The organism is Halopseudomonas pertucinogena (genome assembly GCF_014646575.1).
GTDB lineage: Bacteria > Pseudomonadota > Gammaproteobacteria > Pseudomonadales > Pseudomonadaceae > Halopseudomonas > Halopseudomonas pertucinogena.
In genome coordinates, this window is record NZ_BMNN01000001.1 from 836789 (window position 1) to 854759 (window position 17971).

Here is a 17971-nt window from a genome sequence, read left to right on the forward strand (position 1 = left end):
ACCGTCACTGTTATGAATCTCATACGAATAACGGTACAAGAGAATGAATCTTCACGAATATCAGGGGAAGCAGCTGTTCGCTGAATACGGCCTTCCTGTCTCCAAGGGCATCGCGGTCGATACTCCCGAAGCGGCTGCTGAAGCCTGCGATACCATTGGCGGCTCCGAGTGGGTGGTCAAGGCCCAGGTTCACGCCGGTGGTCGCGGCAAGGCTGGCGGCGTAAAGCTGGTCAAGAGCCGGGAAGATGCCAAGGCGTTCGCCGAGCAGTGGCTGGGCAAGCGTCTGGTGACCTATCAGACCGATGCCGATGGTCAGCCCGTTTCCCGCATTCTGGTAGAAGCCTGTACTGACATCGACCAGGAGCTGTACCTGGGTGCGGTGGTAGACCGCGCCACCCGTCGCATCGTCTTCATGGCCTCCACCGAAGGTGGCGTGGAGATCGAGAAGGTCGCCGAGGAAACCCCCGAGAAGATCCTCAAGGCCACCATCGATCCGCTGGTGGGCCCGCAGCCCTACCAGGGCCGCGACCTGGCGTTCAAGCTGGGCCTGAAAGGCGACCAGGTCAAGCAGTTCACCAACATCTTCGTCGGTCTGGGCAAGCTGTTCGCCGATTACGATCTGGCTCTGCTGGAAGTGAACCCGCTGGTGATCAAGAAGGACGGCAACCTGCACTGCCTGGACGCCAAGATCAACATCGACGGCAACGCCCTGTACCGCCAGCCCAAGCTGCGCGCCATGCACGACCCGTCCCAGGACGACCCGCGCGAAGCCCACGCTGCCAAGTTCGAACTGAACTACGTGGCCCTGGACGGCAATATCGGCTGCATGGTCAACGGTGCCGGTCTGGCCATGGGTACCATGGACATCGTCAACCTGCACGGCGGCAAGCCGGCCAACTTCCTTGACGTAGGCGGCGGCGCCACCAAGGAGCGCGTGACCGAAGCGTTCAAGATCATCCTGTCCGACAGCAATGTGGCCGCGGTTCTGGTCAACATTTTCGGCGGTATCGTCCGCTGCGACATGATTGCCGAAGGCATCATCGGTGCAGTAAAGGATGTGGGCGTCAAGGTGCCGGTAGTGGTGCGCCTGGAAGGCAACAATGCCGAGCTGGGTGCCAAGGTACTGGCTGAAAGTGGTCTGAACATCATCGCAGCAACCAGTCTGACCGACGCTGCAGTACAGGTCGTCAAAGCGGCGGAGGGCAAGTAATGAGCATCCTGATCGACAAGAATACCAAGGTAATCTGCCAGGGCATCACCGGCTCCCAGGGTTCCTTCCACACTGAGCAGGCGATTGCCTACGGCACCCAGATGGTCGGTGGCGTTACTCCCGGCAAGGGCGGTACCACCCACCTGGGCCTGCCGGTGTTCAACACCGTTGCCGAAGCCGTTGAAGCTACCGGCGCCGACGCCTCTGTTATCTACGTTCCGGCGCCGTTCTGCAAGGACTCCATTCTGGAAGCCGCCAACGCAGGCATCAAGCTGATCGTGTGCATCACCGAAGGCATCCCGACCCTCGACATGCTGGACGCCAAGGTCAAGTGCGACGAGCTGGGTGTGCGCCTGATCGGGCCTAACTGCCCGGGCGTGATCACCCCCGGCGAGTGCAAGATCGGCATCATGCCCGGTCACATCCACCTGCCGGGCAAGGTCGGTATCGTCTCCCGCTCCGGCACCCTGACCTACGAAGCGGTCAAGCAGACCACTGACGCCGGTTTCGGTCAGTCCAGCTGCGTCGGTATCGGCGGTGACCCGATCCCGGGCTCCAACTTCATCGACATCCTGGAAATGTTCCAGAACGACCCGCAGACCGAAGCCATCGTCATGATCGGCGAGATCGGCGGTAGCGCTGAAGAAGAGGCCGCCGCCTACATCAAGGCCAATGTGACCAAGCCGGTGGTGTCCTACATCGCTGGCGTGACTGCTCCGGCAGGCAAGCGCATGGGCCACGCCGGTGCGATCATCTCCGGCGGCAAGGGTACCGCCGACGAGAAGTTTGCCGCTCTGGAAGACGCCGGTGTCAAAACCGTTCGTTCCCTGGCTGACATCGGCAAGGCACTGTCCGAGCTGACTGGCTGGGCAATGAAGTAAGCACTGCGCAGCATCAGGAACCCCGCTTCGGCGGGGTTTCTTTTTTCTCCACGTTCAGGAAATGACCGGGAACAACCCATTTGTACGCTGGCTTGTTTATAATGCGCGGCAATACTGTCGCTCCCAGGCAGTTCCGGATAGAAGAAAACCAATGAAGACATTATCGCCGGCCAATCTCCTGGCCCTCGGTTTCATGACGTTTGCCCTTTTTCTGGGGGCAGGCAACATCATCTTTCCGCCCAGCGCCGGCCTATCAGCAGGGGAGAACCTCTGGTCCACGGGTATGGGCTTTCTCATCACCGCGGTGGGCCTGCCGCTGCTGACCCTGGTTGCGCTGGCGCGCGTCGGCGGAGGCATCCAGGAGCTCACGGCTCCGCTGGGCAAATTACCCGGGCTGGTATTGGCCATACTCGTATACCTGGCCATCGGACCGTTGTTTGCCACGCCGCGAACGGCCACTGTGTCCTATGAAGTCGGCATCGTCGGTCTGGTCGGCAGCAGCTGGCAGACCTTGCTCGGCTACTCCCTGCTGTACTTTGCGGTGGTGCTCTGGCTGGCGCTGAAGCCGGGCCGGCTGGTGGATAATATCGGCAAGATCATCACCCCCGTGTTGCTGCTGGCTCTGGTCATTCTCGGACTGACGGCGATGTTCTTCCCAGCAGGTCCTATGGGTGAGCCGACCGGTGCCTATGAGGCGAACCCTGTCATTGCCGGTGTGCTGGAGGGCTACCTGACGATGGACGCGCTGGGCGCGCTGGTCTTCGGCGTGGTAATCACCCGCGCGATCCGGGACCGTCAGGTGCAGGAGACTCACATTGTCACCCGCTACACGATCATTGCTGCGGTGATCGCCGCCTTCGGCCTGGCGATGGTATATCTGGCTCTGTTCCAGCTCGGGGCAACCAGCAGCACGCTGGTCCGGGAGGGCGCCAATGGCGGGCAGATTCTCGCCGCCTTCGTCCAGTATCGCTTTGGCGCGGCGGGCAGCGTGCTGTTGGCGATTGTCATCACGCTGGCCTGCCTGACAACGGCGGTAGGGCTGATCTCGGCCTGCGGTGCCTTCTTCAGCAGGGAGTTTCCGGTTACCTACAATCAGGTGGTCTGGGTATTCACCATCTTCTGCATGGCGGTATCCAACCAGGGGCTGGACAGTCTCATCCGGATTTCGATTCCCGTGCTGGTCGGTCTCTATCCGTTGGCGATCGTGCTGGTGTGCCTGGGGCTGTTTTCTGCCAACCTCGCGCGCCCGCAGAACATCATGCGCCCGGTCATGGCCGTGGCGCTGGTGTTCGGCATCATCGACGGCCTCAAGACAGCCGGTTTTGTAGCCAAGGACACCGCATGGATGAGCGCGCTGCCGTTTTCCTCCCAGGGGCTGGGCTGGCTGGTGCCGGCACTGGCAATGCTGGTGATGGCGCTGGCGGTGGATTTCGTCCGCCACGGCAAGCATCGCCATGCCTGAGCGATGGGCAGCGGTGATGAGCGGCATTCCCGAAGCGGGGTCGCTTTGGTTGAATGTGGCAGCGTTTTGCTGGTTCATGCTGTGCTGGGTGGGTTATACCCGCTACGCCTGGCACCGGGGGCGTGACACGCCCTGCCTGGCCAGTGTATTGCACCTCTATCGCAAGGACTGGATGGCCCGGCTGCTGCTGCGTGAACAGCGCATTGCCGACGCCAGCCTGATCAGCAATCTTGAGCGTAATACGTCCTTCTTTGCGTCCAGTACCCTGCTGATCGTGGCCGGTCTCATCACCGTGATGGGGGCCACAGATCAGGCGCAGAACCTGCTGCGTGACCTTCCGTTTGTCGCCCCGGTCAGCCGCGAAGTGTCGGAGATGAAGCTGCTGATCATGCTCGGCATTTTCGTCTATGCCTTCTTCACCTTTTCCTGGGCCATGCGCCAGTACAACTTCGCCTCGGTGCTGTTCGGGTCGGCACCGCTGGTCGGTGAGAAGCACGTCAGCGAAATCGAGCGCAGAGCCTTCGCAAGTCGTGCGGCCAAGGTGCTCTCCAAAGCTGCCCACTCCTTCAACCTGGGGCTGCGTTCCTACTACTTCGCACTGGCCATGCTCAGCTGGTTCATCAACCCCTGGGTATTCATGGGGATCACGGCGGGGGTGGTGTGGGTGTTGTACAGGCGGGAATTCAGGTCATCGGTGCTTGAGGTGCTGATGGCAACCCCGGCGCAGTTCCCGGAGCCTCCGGCAGAGTAGGGTGATGTCATCCCGGCGGGCGCCGGGATGACCCGACACATCAGTCGCGGTTCATGCGCTCTTCGATGTTGTCACTTGTTTCGTCATAGGCCTCTTCGATACGGTCACCGGCGGCGTCCAGATTGGCCTCGGCACGCTCGGCGGCGCTCGGCTCGTTGTCAAAGGCTTCATCAGTGCGCTGCTCGACAGCCTCACCGGTGCTCTCCATAGCATCGCCTACGTTTTCTGCAGCGTCTGACATGGACTCCCGGGCGGACTCCATCTTGTCTTCGGGGCTATCCTGACAGGCCGCCAGCAGACCGAAGCTGGCCAGCAGGAAGGCGGTTGCGCAAAGTTTCTTCATCTCATTCTCCAAGTGATGATTACCGTCTGGTTAGTCCCGAATAAATGCGGCGAGTTCCGGAGCGGTCGAGTAATATGCGAGGCGTTACGGGAATATTCCTGTTATCTGGTAAAATCCGGGTTTTTCCCCTGTGGTTGGATCGATGAACATCAAACAGCGTGCCGAGAGTTTTCTTTCCGTTCTGCGTCACTGCCAGGTACTGGGCATGACCGTCGAGCAGGCAGACGAGAATGGGCTGATCATCAAACTGCCCTACAGCGAATACATTGTGGGCAACCCGGTTTCCGGCGTGGTGCATGGCGGCGCGATCACCACGCTGATGGACACCTGCTGTGGCATTTCCACCGTTTGCTATCTGGACGAGTTCGAGATCTGTCCGACACTCGACCTGCGCATCGATTACATGCATCCGGCCGAGCCCGGCAAGCCGATCTATGGCTTTGCCGAATGCTACCGGGTGACCCCGACCATCATCTTCACCCGTGGGGTCGCCTATCAGGAGCGGCGCGAAGACCCGCTGGCCCACGTGGTCGGCGTGTTCATGCGCATGGGGCCGGCGCCGGACGGGCAACAGTTGTTCCAGCTGGGGGGCCGGGTATGAGCGAGCACATAGACGAACTGGTCCACCAGGCGCACCAGACCGGCAATTACGAGGCGCTGATTGCCGAGATCCCCTATGCCCGCTTGATCGGCATACAGGTGATGCGGCTTGGGGAGGAGATGATCTTCCATCTGCCGATGGACAAGGACAATATAGGCAACCCGATACTGCCGGCATTGCATGGTGGCGTGCTGGCGGGGTTCATGGAGCTCAGCGCCATGCTGCAGCTGATGGTCAGCATGAACAGCCCGAGCTTTCCCAAGATCATCGATTTCTCGGTGGATTATCTTCGTGCTGGACTGTCCCGGGACACCTATGCCCGATGCCAGATCTGGCGCCAGGGCCGCCGAGTCGGTAACGTAGCCATCACGGCCTGGCAGACCCGCTCCGAGGAGCCGGTTGCCACGGCGCGGGCGCACTTCAAACTGGACTGAAATAACGGGCGCTGGAATGGTGCCCGCCCTCCACAGGCAGGAGATGGGACATGGAAGCCTTGTTGATACCGGCCGGCGCCATACTGCTGGCAATGGGCTGGATATGGTTGGTCGCGGTCACCATGCGTCGTTCGGTCAGCCGCATGGTGCTGGCCTTGTTGTTCGGCCCCCTTACCCTGCTGATGAGGGGCATGGGTTACCCGGTGCCGCCACGTCTGCTCATGCTGATTGGCGTACTGGCTCTGGTCAGCGGCAGTTTCTGGCTGCAGCACCAGCATCCGGACAGAGCAGACCAGCTCATCGCCGGGGACTGGCTGGTAGAGCCCGCCGCCGGGGGTACGCTGCGCGGTACCATCATGGGGCAGCCCTTCAATCCCGACAGCATCACCTGGCGAGGTGACGATCTCCTGCTTGAGGAAAGTCCGGACGGCCGAACCCGCCGGTCTCTTACCATCCGGTTCGGCAATGCCAGGGAGCTGCTGCTGCAGCCCTCGGTCGAGCGCCTGCCCGAGGATGACGGTGCCTGGCCGGAGCTCATCCTGCGCTGGCATACCGGGGCACTTGCCGAACCCGGCCTGCGGCGGGTGACAGGCGACTACAGCCTGAGCCTGGATCTTACCCGCGTGGGAGATGATCAGGTTGAAGGGCGTATCCATCTGCACCTGCCCACCAGTTACAGTACATGGCTGACCGGTGCGTTCCGGCTGACGACTGCGCCTGACTGGATGAGTGAGCGCGAGCAGACCGAGCGCCTGGTGCTTCAGGCAGTTCCGTCCGTTGCCCCGGAGAATCCGCGCCCCATGCCCGCCTCGCCGGCGTGGCGCGAGCTGAGCCTGCTGGCCCTGCTGGATGAGCCCGACCTGTTTTCCGGCGCGCAGATCCGCCTCACCACCTGGACGGGCCGGGTCCACCAGGGCGTGTTCAGGCAGCTCAGTCCCGAGCAGCGCATCGTGCTGTCCCTGCCAAGGGGCGCCAATCAGGTGGAGCTGCACTTTCATCCGCTGGACATACGGCTTATCGAGGAAGCGGTACGGCGCTGACGGAGCTGCGCCCGCCGGGCTTGAAATCCCTGTCCGCCATCCCCATCAACACAGCATTCGCCCGCCCCGGGCACCTGTACCTGTGAAACATGGAGATATTGCGAAGATGACCGTGGAAGCCAAGAAGGAAACGCTGGGTTTTCAGACCGAGGTGAAGCAGCTGCTGCACCTGATGATCCATTCGATGTATTCGAACAAGGAGATCTTTCTCCGCGAGCTGATTTCCAACGCCTCGGATGCCTCGGACAAGCTGCGTTTCGAGGCCATTGCCAAGCCCGAATTACTGGAAAGCGATCCCAATCTGCGCATCCGCATCAGCGCAGATGAGCAGGCCAATACCCTGACCATCGAGGATAACGGCATCGGCATGTCCCGCGAGGAAGTCATCAGCCACCTCGGTACCATCGCCAAATCCGGCACCGCCAGTTTCATGCAGCAGCTCACCGGGGACCAGAAGAAGGACGCCCAGCTGATCGGGCAATTCGGGGTGGGCTTCTACAGCGCCTTCATCGTTGCCGACAGGGTCGAGGTGTTCACCCGCCGCGCCGGTCTGGCGGCCGATGAAGGGGTGCGCTGGGAATCCGCGGCGGAGGGTGATTTCACCATCGAGAACATCGAGAAGCTCGAACGTGGTACCCGTATCGTGCTGCACCTGAAGGCGGACGAGAAGGAGTTCGCCGATGGCTGGCGCCTGCGTAACGTCATCAAGAAATACTCCGACCACATCTCCCTGCCGATCGAGCTGCCCAAGCAGCATATGGGTGACGAGAAGGACAAGCCCGCCGAGATCGAGTGGGAGAGCGTCAACCGGGCCAGCGCCCTGTGGACCCGCCCGCGCACCGAGGTCAAGGAGGAGGAATACCAGGAGTTCTACAAACATGTAGCCCATGACTTCGAGAACCCCCTGGCCTGGAGTCATAACAAGGTCGAAGGCAAGCTCGAATATACCAGCCTGCTTTATGTACCTGGCCGCGCTCCGTTCGACCTCTACCATCGCGAAGCGCCGCGCGGCCTGAAGCTCTATGTGCAGCGCGTGTTCATCATGGACGACGCCGAGCAGTTCCTGCCGCTGTATCTGCGTTTCATCAAGGGCGTGGTGGACTCCAACGACCTGTCACTGAACGTTTCCCGGGAGATCCTTCAGAAGGATCCAGCCATCGACAGCATGAAGTCCGCGCTGACCAAGCGCGCGCTGGATATGCTCGAGAAGATGGCGAAGAACGATCCCGAGAAGTACGCCACCTTCTGGAAAGCCTTCGGCAGCGTGATGAAGGAAGGCCCGGCGGAAGACTTTGCCAACCGCGAGAAGATCGCCGGCCTGCTGCGCTTCGCCTCGACCGCGCAGGACGACGACAGTGAGATCGTCAGCCTGGACGGCTACATCGAGCGGATGAAGGAGGGTCAGGACAAGATCTACTACCTCACCGGCGAGCGCTACAGCCAGGTGAAGAACAGCCCGCACCTGGAAATCTTCCGCAAGAAGGGTATCGAGGTACTGCTGCTCACTGACCGTATCGACGAGTGGCTGATGAGCCATCTGAACGAGTACAAGGGCAAGGAGTTTGTTGACGTTGCCCGTGGTGATCTGGATCTCGGCAAGCTGGAAGGCGATGAGGACAAGCAGGCCCAGGAAGAGGTGGCCAAGGCCAAGGCGGATCTGGTCGAGCGGGTGAAGAAGGTGCTGGGTGACAGCGTCGAAGAGGTCAAGGTATCACACCGTCTTACCGACTCGCCCGCCGTGCTGGTTGTTGCCGAAGACGGTATGGGTCTGCAGATGCGCAAGATCCTCGAGGCCACCGGCCAGAAGGCGCCGGAAAGCAAGCCGATTCTGGAAATCAACCCGACCCATCCGCTGCTGGAGAAGCTGGATCAGGAGCCGGACGAAGACCGCTTTGCGGACCTGACGCACATCCTGTTCGACCAGGCCGCGCTGGCCGCCGGTGAGGCACTGCAGGATCCGGGTACTTACGTGCGTCGACTGAATGCGCTGCTCGTAGAGCTCAGCAAGTAAGACAAACCAGGCGGGCTTGCCCGCCTATCGCCCCGAGGTCGAGGCTCCTGCAGGAACAGGGCGGGCGGTCACGCGAACTTGCCGCTGCCCCCCTCTTGCGGCCAACCCCCGCTGTTGTAGGAGCACCGACCCCGGGGCGATAGGCGTGCGTAGCACGCCCGGGTGTTACCCACTGTTCCCGTCGATGCCATCTTCCGGCCAAACAAACCCCTCCGGCACCTTGCCCTTCAGATGCCACGCAAACGCAATGATCTCCGCAATGGTGCGGTACAGCGACTCGGGTATCTGATCGCCCAGTTCCATCCGCGTCAGCAGACTCGCCAGGTCGGCGTTCTCGTAAATCGGTACCTCATAATCCAGCGCCAGCTGCACGATCTGCTCCGCCAGGTCGCCTTCACCCTTGGCGGTGATCTGGGGTGCGTCCGGGCCGCCTTCGTAGAGCAGGGCAATGGCCTTGCGTTGCTGATCCATCAGGTCACCTCGTCGATCCAGCGTTGTTGTACAGCCTGCTGTGGTTCCGGGGGCGTGCCATGGTGGCAACTCAGCTCCCCCACTTCCAGCCCGCGGGTCAGCAGGCGGTCGCGGAGCTGACCAAGCTCACGGTGCAGCAGCTGCAACGTGTCGGGTTTCTCCGCCCAGAACTCACTGCTCACACGCCCGCGCTGCAGGCGGGCGATGGCCTGCAGCGGGCCCAGGTGGTCCAGGTTGAATGCAAGCCGGATCTCCCACTGTGGAGCCTGCTCGCCCTGACGCCTGTCGGGAGCGGGCTTGTCCTGCTGGATGCGCAGCTGCACCTGGGTGAACTGCTGGCCATCACGCAGCGGCAGGTCAAGCTGCCAGACCGTCTGGCTGCTGCCGTCAGCGAAGGTCTGGGTCTGGCCCAGACTCTGGAACTGGTGATGCTGAATACGGGATAACAGCGCGGCAGTGAGGCGCAGCAGGCTGCCCAGATCAGGCGCCTCATTGAATGCCTGGACGGCGCGGGAGGGCAGCGGAAACATGCCGGGCCGGACGACCAGCGCCTGTTGCCAAGGGCCAGGCGGCAGGGTCAGCGCCTTGCTGGCATCCGGTGGCAGGTGTTGTTGCAGCGTGATGAGCAGGGTGATCAGGCTGGCCTTGAAGTCCGCACCGGGCAGCGGCTCGGTCCCGGGTGGGGTGGCCAGGCTGGCAAGCAGGGGGAGCACCCGCGAAAGGGGTGGGAGCTGCCCCTGTGCAGGATTGGTGTTTGTTCCGTTGCCGTCGGCGCTGCCGGGGCTGGCGCCGCCGAGCGCCCGTTGCAGCTGTTGCAGGTTCGCCTCCAGAAACAGGCCGCTCTGGCGGATCGCCTGGGCGACGCCGCCCGTGCTGCCGAGATGTTCCGGCGTGGCAACATGGTTCAATACCTGCTGCATGCAGGTGCGCAGCAGGGACGGCAGATCGGGGAGCCCGGCGAGCCTGTCCAGAACCTGCAGCATCGCCGGCGCCGGCAGCTGGTTCTGCAGGCTTGCGCGCATGCCCTGCATCAATTCCAGCTGATGCAGCTGTTGCTGCGCGCTGTTCACCCGCAGTGCACCTCTGTTGTCTACCGTGGCGGTCAGCAGGCTGCCCGGAACGGCCGGGCGGCTGCTCTCCATGCTCAGTACCGAGCCGGCTGCCGCCCCTTGCAGTACCTTTGCCAGGATCGCAAAGCGTGCCTGCGCGTCGGCCAGCGGCTGGCTCTCGACCACCCGCGCCTGCAGCACGCTGCCAGCCGGGAACAGCTGCGGGTCGAGTCGGGTGAGCACGGGAGGAGCCTGACTGCTGAGGCGGGCGTCATTGATCAGCGCCAGCAGACGGGTAGGGGTGAGCGCCTGCACCGTGACGGCGGAGCCCGGCTCCAGCGGTTGCCGGCTTGCCACGCTGATGTCTGCAGTACCGCCCGCCGCCCTGGCCAGACGCAGGAGGACTTCGAATTGCCCGCCCCGGGCCTCGCTGCTGACCACCCGGGCCTCGGCATTTTCTCCCGGTGCCAGGGTCGCTGCGGCAATCGGACGCAGCAGTTCCAGGGGTACCGCAGAAGGGCCTGCGGCAGCACTGGAAGGCCCGTTCCTGGGCGGGCTGGGCGAAATGGGGGGCAGGTTCAGATCCGGCGTCATGTATGTCACATATTGATGTAAATCAGACCCATATGCACAGGGTGCCAATGTATAATGCGCCAACAGATCGATCGCCCGGCGCTTAGGCAGTATAGCGGCAGGCGGTCGAGAAATATGAGTCATCCGCCCCGGCGGTCTGGAGTAAAGGTGAAGCCACTGCCTGTAGAGCTGGACGAACTGGCATGCGAGCGCGACCAGCGCGAACTGTTTGCTTCGCTGTCTCTGACGCTCAAGCCGGGGGAGGTTCTGCAGGTGGCCGGGCCCAACGGCTCGGGGAAGACCAGTCTGCTGCGGATCATGGCCGGCCTGCTGCCTGCCTCTGCGGGCGACATGCGCTATGGCGGTGAGTCGGTGCTGCGCGGCAGCGGGCGGCTCGCATGGCGCCAGCAGCGGCTGTACATCGGTCACGCCCCCGCAGTGAAGGGCGCGCTGACCGCAGAGGAAAATCTGGCCTGGCTGTGCGCGCTGAGCAGGCCGGTCGACAGCGATCGCATCTGGGAAGCGCTGGCAAAAGTCGGTCTGCGGGGCTTCGAGGACGTTCCCTGCCATAATCTCTCAGCGGGTCAGAAGCGCCGTGTGGCGCTGGCCCGGCTGTATCTCGAACACCATCCGGTATGGATCCTGGACGAACCCTTCACCGCCATCGACAAGGCCGGTGTGGCGGCGCTGGAGCAGCATATCCTGGCCCATGCAGGGGAGGGCGGCATGGTGGTCCTGACCACCCACCATGGCCTTGATCACCTCCCGGGGGTGCGTTGTCTGGACCTGGAGCAGGTGGGCTGATGCGGCGGATCATCTGGTTGCTGTTCTGCCGTGAGTGGCGTCTGGCCTGGCGTCGCCCCGGAGATCTGCTCAACCCGCTGGTGTTCTTCGCGCTGGTGGTGAGCCTGTTTCCGCTGGCGGTGGGACCCGAGCCTTCGGTACTGCGGACCATGGCGCCCGGTGTGATCTGGGTGGCTGCGCTGCTGGCGACGCTGCTGTCACTGGATGGCATGTTCCGCAGCGATTACGAGGACGGCTCGCTGGAGCAGTGGGTGCTGTCGCCCCACCCGCTGGAGCTGATGGTACTGGTCAAGGTCGTGCATCACTGGATGATGTCCGGTCTGGCGATGGTGATTCTGGCACCGCTGTTCGGCATGATGCTGGCGCTGCCCGGCTCGGTATTGCCGGTACTGGTAATGACCCTGTTGCTGGGTACCCCTGTTCTCAGCCTGCTGGGGGCGGTAGGCGCGGCACTGACGGTTGGCCTGAAGAGCGGCGGGCTGCTGCTGGCGCTGCTGATCCTGCCGCTGTATATCCCGGTGCTGATTCTGGGAACCGGCGCCATGGACGCTGCGCTGCAGGGTATGCCGGTAACCGGCTTCGCGCTCTGGCTCGGCTGTCTGGCGGTGTTGGCGCTGACCTTGGCGCCCTTTGCCATCGCCGCAGGATTGCGCATTGGAGTGAGTGAATGATTTGTCAGGCAGGTAGTGCATGAAGTGGACCTTCTTCCATAAACTGGGTTCGCCCAAGTGGTTCTATGACATCAGTGGCCGCTGGCTGCCCTGGTTTGCCGTGGCCGCGGTGGCGCTGATCGCCGTCGGATCGGTGTGGGGGCTGTTCTTCGCGCCGCAGGATTATCAGCAGGGCAACAGCTTCCGGATCATCTACATCCATGTGCCGGCTGCCTTTGTCGCCCAGTCCTGCTACATCATGCTGGCCGTTGCCGGCATCGTCAGCCTCGTCTGGCGCATGAAGCTCGCGGACGTGGCGCTCAAGTGCGCTGCGCCGATCGGTGCCTGGATGACCTTCGTTGCGCTGCTGACCGGCGCCATCTGGGGCAAGCCCACCTGGGGCACCTACTGGGTGTGGGATGCGCGGCTGACCTCCATGCTGATTCTGCTGTTCCTGTATTTCGGCATCATTGCGCTGGGGCAGGCGATCAGCAACCGGGACACATCAGCCAAGGCCACTGCTGTACTGGCAATTGTCGGTACGGTGAACATCCCGATCATCAAGTACTCGGTGGACTGGTGGAACACCCTCCATCAGCCCGCCACGTTCAAGCTCACCGAGAAGCCGGCCATGCCCATGGAAATGTGGCTGCCGCTGCTGCTGATGGTGCTGGGATTCTACGCGCTGTTCACCGTGAGCCTGTTCATGCGCATGCGCCTGGAGGTGCTGCGCCGTGAGCACAAGACCCGCTGGGTGCGCGAGGCGCTGGAGAAGCTGTCATGAGTGAAATTTTCAACATGGGTGGGCACGGCGTCTACGTCTGGTCGTGCTACGCCATAACCTTTGCCGTTTTAGTGCTGAACGTGGCCCAGCCGTGGCTGGCCCGTCGGCGTCTGGTCAATGAAGAGGCGCGTCGTCGCCGTCGGGAGGTGATGTAATGCATCCGCAGCGAAAGAAACGTCTGATACTCATCCTGCTGGTCCTGCTCGGTGTGGGCGTGGCAGTTGCACTCGCGCTGGGCGCCCTGCGCCAGAACATCAACCTGTTCTATACGCCGACCGAAATCGCCACCGGCGTCGCCCCGCTGGATGCCCGCATCCGCGCAGGGGGAATGGTCGTGGCCGGCAGCGTCAAGCGCTCCACCGAAGGCCTGGATGTGACCTTCGATGTAAGTGACGGCGGCGAGGCCATCACCATTTCCTACAGCGGCATCCTGCCTGACCTGTTCCGCGAGGGGCAGGGCATCGTGGCACTCGGACGTCTCAATGCGGACCGCGTGCTGGTGGCCGACGAAGTGCTGGCCAAGCATGATGAGGAATACATGCCACCGGAAGTGGCCCAGGCGCTGGAGCAGGTCGAACACATGAAGGTGGACGGCTACACGCCGCCCGCCAGCAACTGATCCGGAGGTCGAATGATTCCCGAGCTTGGGCAGATTGCCCTCATCATCGCTCTGGTGATGGCCATATTGCAGGCAACCATCCCGCTGTACGGAGCGTGGAAGGGTGACACCCTGGCCATGGGGTTTGCCCAGCCGGCGGCGTTCGCACAGTGCCTGTTCGTACTGTTCGCGTTCATCTGCCTGGTGCACGCGTTCCTCACCAATGATTTCAGCGTTACCTATGTGGCGCTCAACTCCAACTCGGCGCTGCCCTGGTATTACCAGGTCAGCGCGGTCTGGGGCGGTCACGAAGGATCGCTGCTGCTGTGGGCACTGATCCTCGCAGCTTGGACCTTCGCCGTGGCGATCTTCTCCCGGGACCTGCCCGAGGAGATGCTCAGCCGGGTGCTGGCGGTGATGGGCATGATCAGCATCGGCTTCCTGCTGTTCATGCTGATGACATCGAACCCCTTCGACCGGCAGCTGCCGTTCTTCCCCGAGGACGGCCGGGACCTCAACCCGCTGCTGCAGGATTTCGGGCTGATCGTGCATCCGCCCATGCTCTATATGGGATACGTCGGGTTCTCGGTGGCCTTTGCCTTCGCCATTGCTGCGCTGCTCGGCGGTCGGCTGGATGCTGCCTGGGCGCGCTGGTCGCGGCCCTGGACCATCGTCGCCTGGGCCTTTCTCGGGCTGGGTATCGTCCTCGGCTCCTGGTGGGCCTATTACGAACTGGGCTGGGGTGGCTGGTGGTTCTGGGACCCGGTGGAAAACGCCTCCTTCATGCCCTGGCTGGTCGGCACCGCGCTGATCCACTCCCTGGCGGTGACGGAAAAGCGCGGCGTGTTCAAGAGCTGGACTGTGCTGCTGGCCATTGCCGCCTTCTCCCTGAGCCTGCTGGGTACCTTCCTGGTGCGCTCTGGCGTACTGACCTCGGTTCACGCCTTCGCCACCGACCCGGAGCGCGGCGTGTTCATCCTTGCCTTCCTGCTGGTGGTGGTCGGCGGCTCGCTGACGCTGTATGCCCTGCGTGCGCCGGTGGTCAAGAGCAAGATCGGCTTCGCCCTGTGGTCGCGGGAGACCTTCCTGCTGGTCAATAACGTGATCCTGGTGGTCGCCACGCTGATGGTGCTGCTCGGCACGCTCTATCCGATGGCGCTGGATGCCCTCACCGGCAATCTGGTGTCGGTGGGCCCGCCGTATTTCAATGCGCTGTTCGTGCCGTTGATGATGATTCTGATGCTGGCGCTGGGCGTCGGCGCCATCAGCCGCTGGAAGGACACACCGGTCAAGTGGCTGGTCAGCATGCTCAAGTGGGTGCTGGTGCTGGCAGCGATCGGGGCGGTGATCGGCGCCGTCTGGGTAGGTGACCACTTCCTGGCGGTCGGCAGCATGTTGTTCCTGGTGCTGTGGGTGGTCGGCAGTGCGGTACGCGACATCCTCGACAAGACCCGCAACAAGGGTCTGATGCGCGGCATCCGCGCGCTGCCTCGCAGTTACTGGGGCATGGTGATGGCCCATATCGGCATCGCGGTATGTGCGGTCGGTGTGGTCGGTGCCAGTCTGTTCGACAGCCAGCGTGACCTGCGCATGGAGCCGGGCGACAGTCTGGAACTGGGTGGTTACAGCTTCGTGTTCAAGGGCTCCACCCACCGGGAGGGCCCGAACTGGATCTCCGATCAGGGCATCATTGACGTGTACCGCAATGACCGCCGGATCACCACGCTGCGTCCGGAGAAGCGCCTGTACACGGTGCAGAACATGCCGATGACCGAAGCCGGTATCCATCCCGGTCTGACCCGCGACCTGTTCGTTGCCATGGGTGAGCCGCTTGACGAGGAGAATCGCGCCTGGGCCATCCGCGTGCATATCAAGCCCTTCGTGCGCTGGATCTGGGGTGGTGGCCTGTTGATGACCATCGGTGGTCTGCTCGCTGCCAGTGACAAGCGTTACCGGCTCAAGGCCCGTCAGCGTCGTACCGCGGCCCAGGCCGTACCGAGGGAGGCTGTCTGATGCGTAGATCCTGGGTAGTGATACCCCTGCTGTTGTTTCTGGGGTTGACGGCACTGTTCCTGAAGACCCTCAGCGACAAGAAGACCCAGCAGGACCTGGCGGTGGACCCCAGTGCGCTGCCCTCGGCGCTGATCGGCAAGCCGGTGCCCTTCTTCGAGCTGCCCTCGCTGGATGATCCGGAGCAACTGATCAGTCCCGATGATCTCAAGGGCGAGGTGGCGCTGATCAACGTCTGGGCCACCTGGTGCCCGACCTGCCGCGCGGAACATGCGTATTTCAACAAGCTGGTCGAGCGGGGCGTGACCATCTACGGCGTGAACTACAAGGACGAGAGTGAGGCAGCCCGCCGCTGGCTGGCGGAACTGGGCAACCCCTATCGCCTGAATATCGAAGACCCCCAGGGCAGTCTGGGCATCAATCTGGGGGTGTACGGCGCACCGGAAACCTTTCTGATCGATGCCGAGGGTGTGATCCATTACAAATACATCGGCGCGGTGGATGATCGGGTCTGGAACAACGAGCTCGGCCCGCGCTACCAGGCGCTGATCGATCAGGAGGCACAATGACGACTGCCTTGATGCACAGGGGCTGGTTGCTGCTGATGCTGCTGCTGGCGCCGGTGGCGCTTGCGGCTATCGATACCTACGAGTTCGAGACCGAGGAACAGCGCCAGCGCTTTTATCAGGTAAGCGGCGAGCTGCGCTGCCCGAAGTGCCAGAACCAGAACATTGCTGATTCCGATGCGCCCATCGCCACCGACCTGCGGCGTGAAGTGCACCGCATGCTCATGGAAGGCAAGGACAATCGCGAGATCATCGATTTCATGGTCGAGCGTTATGGTGACTTCGTCCGCTACAAACCGGCCCTCAGCCCAGCGACAGTGGTGCTCTGGTTCGGCCCGGCGGCGATGCTGCTGGGTGGCTTCATCATCCTGATCGTGATGCTGCGCCGCCGTCAGCGGGCGCTGCGTGAGGCGGCGGCCCATCCCCTTAGCAAGGACGAGCAACAACGTCTGCAATCCCTGCTGGAAAGAGAAGAAGACAGCTGATGACTGATTTGTGGTTGTATGGCGCGCTGCTGATACTAGCGGGCGTGCTTTTTCTGGTATGGCCGGTATGGAAGGCCCGCCGTCAGCGCAACACCGTGGACCGCACCGCGCTGAACGTGGCGCTCTACGAAGAGCGCGTGGCAGAGTTAGGCGCTCAGCGGGAGGCAGGCGAGATCTCCGCCGAGCTGCATGACATTGCGCTGGAGGAGGCCGGCAAGCTGCTGCTCGAAGACACCGCGAAGGCGGACGAGGCTCGCCGCCCGACCCATCGCGGCAGTCCGATTGCGCTCCTCGTAGCGGCCGCAGCGCTGCCGCTGGTGGTCGTCGGTCTTTACCTGAGCTGGGGCAATCCGGCCGGCCTGCAGTTGTTGCGCGAAATGCAGAACGACCCCATGCCGGCAGACCTGGTGGCCTATATCGACCGGATGGAGCGCATCACCGAAGTGCAGCCGCAGAATGGTGAGGTCTGGTACATGCTCGGCAGGGCCTACCTGGCGCAGCAAAGGCCGGCGGATGCCGCCAATGCCTTCGGTAACAGCATGGACCTGATGGGTGTGCATCCGGAGGTGCTCGCCCAGTATGCCCAGGCGCGTTTCTTCGCCAACGACAACAAGCTCGACAGCGAAGCCGCCGATGCATTGAGCCGCGCTCTGGAAATGAACCCGAACGAGCCCACCGCGCTGGGCCTGCTCGGCATCAACGCCTTCGAAGCCGGTGATTATGCCGGGGCCATTTCCTACTGGGAGCGCCTGCAGGCCGGCATGCCGCCGGGCAGTGAGGGTTTCACCGCGATCCAGGGCGGTATCGACCGTGCCCGGGAGCGGATGGGAGAGCCGGCGGACAGCGCAGCTGAGGGCCCGCAGATAGCAGTGCGCATCGAGCTGGCTGCCGAACTGGCAGAGCAGTATCCGGATGATGCGGTTGTCTTTGTCTCCGCCCGTCAGCCCCAGGGCCCGCCGATGCCGCTGCTGGCATTGCGCCTGAACAAGAGCGAGTTGCCGGTAGAAGTCGCCCTGAACAGCAGCCACGCGCTGATGCCCGGCCGCAGTCTGGAGCCAGGCCAGGCCCTGCAGATCAGCGCGCGCATCTCCACCGACAGTGACGTGCGCAACGCCGGACATCAGTCCGAGGCCGCCGAGGTGAAGGTAGGAGAGCAGGACGGGGCTGTGGTATTGCAGATCGATCGGGGCATGTGAGGCCGGGCGCGCTGCGCGCGCCAATCGCGGCGAGGTCGCCGCTCCTACCGGA

Annotated in this window: 20 protein-coding genes; 17 read left to right on the forward strand and 3 right to left on the reverse strand. The window is 62.9% G+C overall.

The window, feature by feature from the left end; genetic code table 11:
* The first annotated feature begins 43 nt into the window (after positions 1-43).
* The 4 genes from sucC (at position 44) to IEW63_RS03960 (ending at position 4304) form a co-directional block, all read left to right on the forward strand.
* Positions 44-1210, forward strand: coding sequence for an ADP-forming succinate--CoA ligase subunit beta (sucC, locus tag IEW63_RS03945; RefSeq protein ID WP_188635255.1), 1167 nt, complete (start codon positions 44-46; stop codon positions 1208-1210).
* Positions 1210-2091: a succinate--CoA ligase subunit alpha gene (gene sucD, locus IEW63_RS03950; RefSeq protein WP_188635256.1), complete on the forward strand. Its 882-nt coding sequence runs from the start codon at positions 1210-1212 to the stop codon at positions 2089-2091. The genes sucC and sucD overlap by 1 nt, the downstream gene beginning before the upstream one ends.
* A gap of 151 nt (positions 2092-2242) precedes the next feature.
* Positions 2243-3553 carry a branched-chain amino acid transport system II carrier protein gene (gene brnQ / locus IEW63_RS03955; protein WP_188635257.1) on the forward strand — a complete coding sequence of 437 codons (1311 nt, stop codon included), beginning with the start codon at positions 2243-2245 and terminating at the stop codon, positions 3551-3553.
* Positions 3546-4304, forward strand: a complete 759-nt coding sequence (locus IEW63_RS03960; protein ID WP_373288201.1) for a DUF599 domain-containing protein — start codon at positions 3546-3548, stop codon at positions 4302-4304. The genes brnQ and IEW63_RS03960 overlap by 8 nt, the downstream gene beginning before the upstream one ends.
* A gap of 40 nt (positions 4305-4344) precedes the next feature.
* Here the strand turns inward: IEW63_RS03960 and IEW63_RS03965 are convergent, their stop codons facing one another.
* On the reverse strand, positions 4345-4647 hold the full coding sequence (locus IEW63_RS03965; RefSeq protein WP_188635258.1) for a hypothetical protein: 303 nt from the start codon (positions 4645-4647) through the stop codon (positions 4345-4347).
* Positions 4648-4789: 142 nt separating this feature from the next.
* Here IEW63_RS03965 and IEW63_RS03970 point away from each other — a divergent pair, with 142 nt between their 5' ends.
* From IEW63_RS03970 to htpG, 4 genes are all read left to right on the forward strand, one after another.
* A complete protein-coding gene (locus IEW63_RS03970) occupies positions 4790-5248 on the forward strand; it encodes a PaaI family thioesterase (RefSeq protein ID WP_188635259.1) in 459 nt (152 codons plus the stop codon).
* Positions 5245-5682 (forward strand): PaaI family thioesterase, encoded by a 438-nt coding sequence (locus IEW63_RS03975; RefSeq protein ID WP_188635260.1) that lies wholly within the window; start codon positions 5245-5247, stop codon positions 5680-5682. Before IEW63_RS03970 ends, IEW63_RS03975 begins: the two co-directional genes overlap by 4 nt.
* A gap of 50 nt (positions 5683-5732) precedes the next feature.
* The gene (locus tag IEW63_RS03980; RefSeq protein WP_188635261.1) at positions 5733-6722 is read left to right on the forward strand and encodes a hypothetical protein; all 990 of its coding nucleotides are present in this window, start codon (positions 5733-5735) and stop codon (positions 6720-6722) included.
* 106 nt (positions 6723-6828) lie between these two features.
* Positions 6829-8733 carry a molecular chaperone HtpG gene (gene htpG, locus IEW63_RS03985; protein ID WP_188635262.1) on the forward strand — a complete coding sequence of 635 codons (1905 nt, stop codon included), beginning with the start codon at positions 6829-6831 and terminating at the stop codon, positions 8731-8733.
* Between the two features lie 165 nt (positions 8734-8898).
* Here htpG and IEW63_RS03990 read toward each other — a convergent pair whose 3' ends face one another.
* The gene (locus IEW63_RS03990; RefSeq protein ID WP_188635263.1) at positions 8899-9204 is read right to left on the reverse strand and encodes an EscU/YscU/HrcU family type III secretion system export apparatus switch protein; all 306 of its coding nucleotides are present in this window, start codon (positions 9202-9204) and stop codon (positions 8899-8901) included.
* Entirely contained in the window at positions 9204-10847 is a 1644-nt protein-coding gene (gene fliK / locus IEW63_RS03995) for a flagellar hook-length control protein FliK (RefSeq protein ID WP_188635264.1), read from the reverse strand. The genes IEW63_RS03990 and fliK overlap by 1 nt, the downstream gene beginning before the upstream one ends.
* Before the next feature lie 147 nt (positions 10848-10994).
* Here fliK and ccmA point away from each other — a divergent pair, with 147 nt between their 5' ends.
* The 9 genes from ccmA to ccmI are packed head-to-tail and all read left to right on the forward strand — an operon-like array spanning position 10995 to position 17919.
* The gene (gene ccmA / locus IEW63_RS04000; RefSeq protein ID WP_229710308.1) at positions 10995-11630 is read left to right on the forward strand and encodes a cytochrome c biogenesis heme-transporting ATPase CcmA; all 636 of its coding nucleotides are present in this window, start codon (positions 10995-10997) and stop codon (positions 11628-11630) included.
* Positions 11630-12301, forward strand: coding sequence for a heme exporter protein CcmB (ccmB, locus tag IEW63_RS04005; RefSeq protein WP_188635266.1), 672 nt, complete (start codon positions 11630-11632; stop codon positions 12299-12301). Before ccmA ends, ccmB begins: the two co-directional genes overlap by 1 nt.
* Positions 12302-12320: 19 nt before the next feature.
* The gene (locus IEW63_RS04010) at positions 12321-13064 is read left to right on the forward strand and encodes a heme ABC transporter permease (protein ID WP_188635267.1); all 744 of its coding nucleotides are present in this window, start codon (positions 12321-12323) and stop codon (positions 13062-13064) included.
* The gene (ccmD, locus tag IEW63_RS04015; RefSeq protein WP_188635268.1) at positions 13061-13219 is read left to right on the forward strand and encodes a heme exporter protein CcmD; all 159 of its coding nucleotides are present in this window, start codon (positions 13061-13063) and stop codon (positions 13217-13219) included. Before IEW63_RS04010 ends, ccmD begins: the two co-directional genes overlap by 4 nt.
* The gene (gene ccmE, locus IEW63_RS04020; protein WP_188635269.1) at positions 13219-13683 is read left to right on the forward strand and encodes a cytochrome c maturation protein CcmE; all 465 of its coding nucleotides are present in this window, start codon (positions 13219-13221) and stop codon (positions 13681-13683) included. The genes ccmD and ccmE overlap by 1 nt, the downstream gene beginning before the upstream one ends.
* Positions 13684-13695: 12 nt before the next feature.
* A complete protein-coding gene (locus IEW63_RS04025; RefSeq protein ID WP_188635270.1) occupies positions 13696-15675 on the forward strand; it encodes a heme lyase CcmF/NrfE family subunit in 1980 nt (659 codons plus the stop codon).
* A complete protein-coding gene (locus IEW63_RS04030; RefSeq protein ID WP_188635271.1) occupies positions 15675-16241 on the forward strand; it encodes a DsbE family thiol:disulfide interchange protein in 567 nt (188 codons plus the stop codon). The genes IEW63_RS04025 and IEW63_RS04030 overlap by 1 nt, the downstream gene beginning before the upstream one ends.
* Entirely contained in the window at positions 16238-16723 is a 486-nt protein-coding gene (locus IEW63_RS04035) for a cytochrome c-type biogenesis protein (protein ID WP_272872569.1), read from the forward strand. Before IEW63_RS04030 ends, IEW63_RS04035 begins: the two co-directional genes overlap by 4 nt.
* Positions 16723-17919, forward strand: coding sequence for a c-type cytochrome biogenesis protein CcmI (gene ccmI / locus IEW63_RS04040; RefSeq protein WP_188635272.1), 1197 nt, complete (start codon positions 16723-16725; stop codon positions 17917-17919). Before IEW63_RS04035 ends, ccmI begins: the two co-directional genes overlap by 1 nt.
* Positions 17920-17971: the final 52 nt, after the last annotated feature.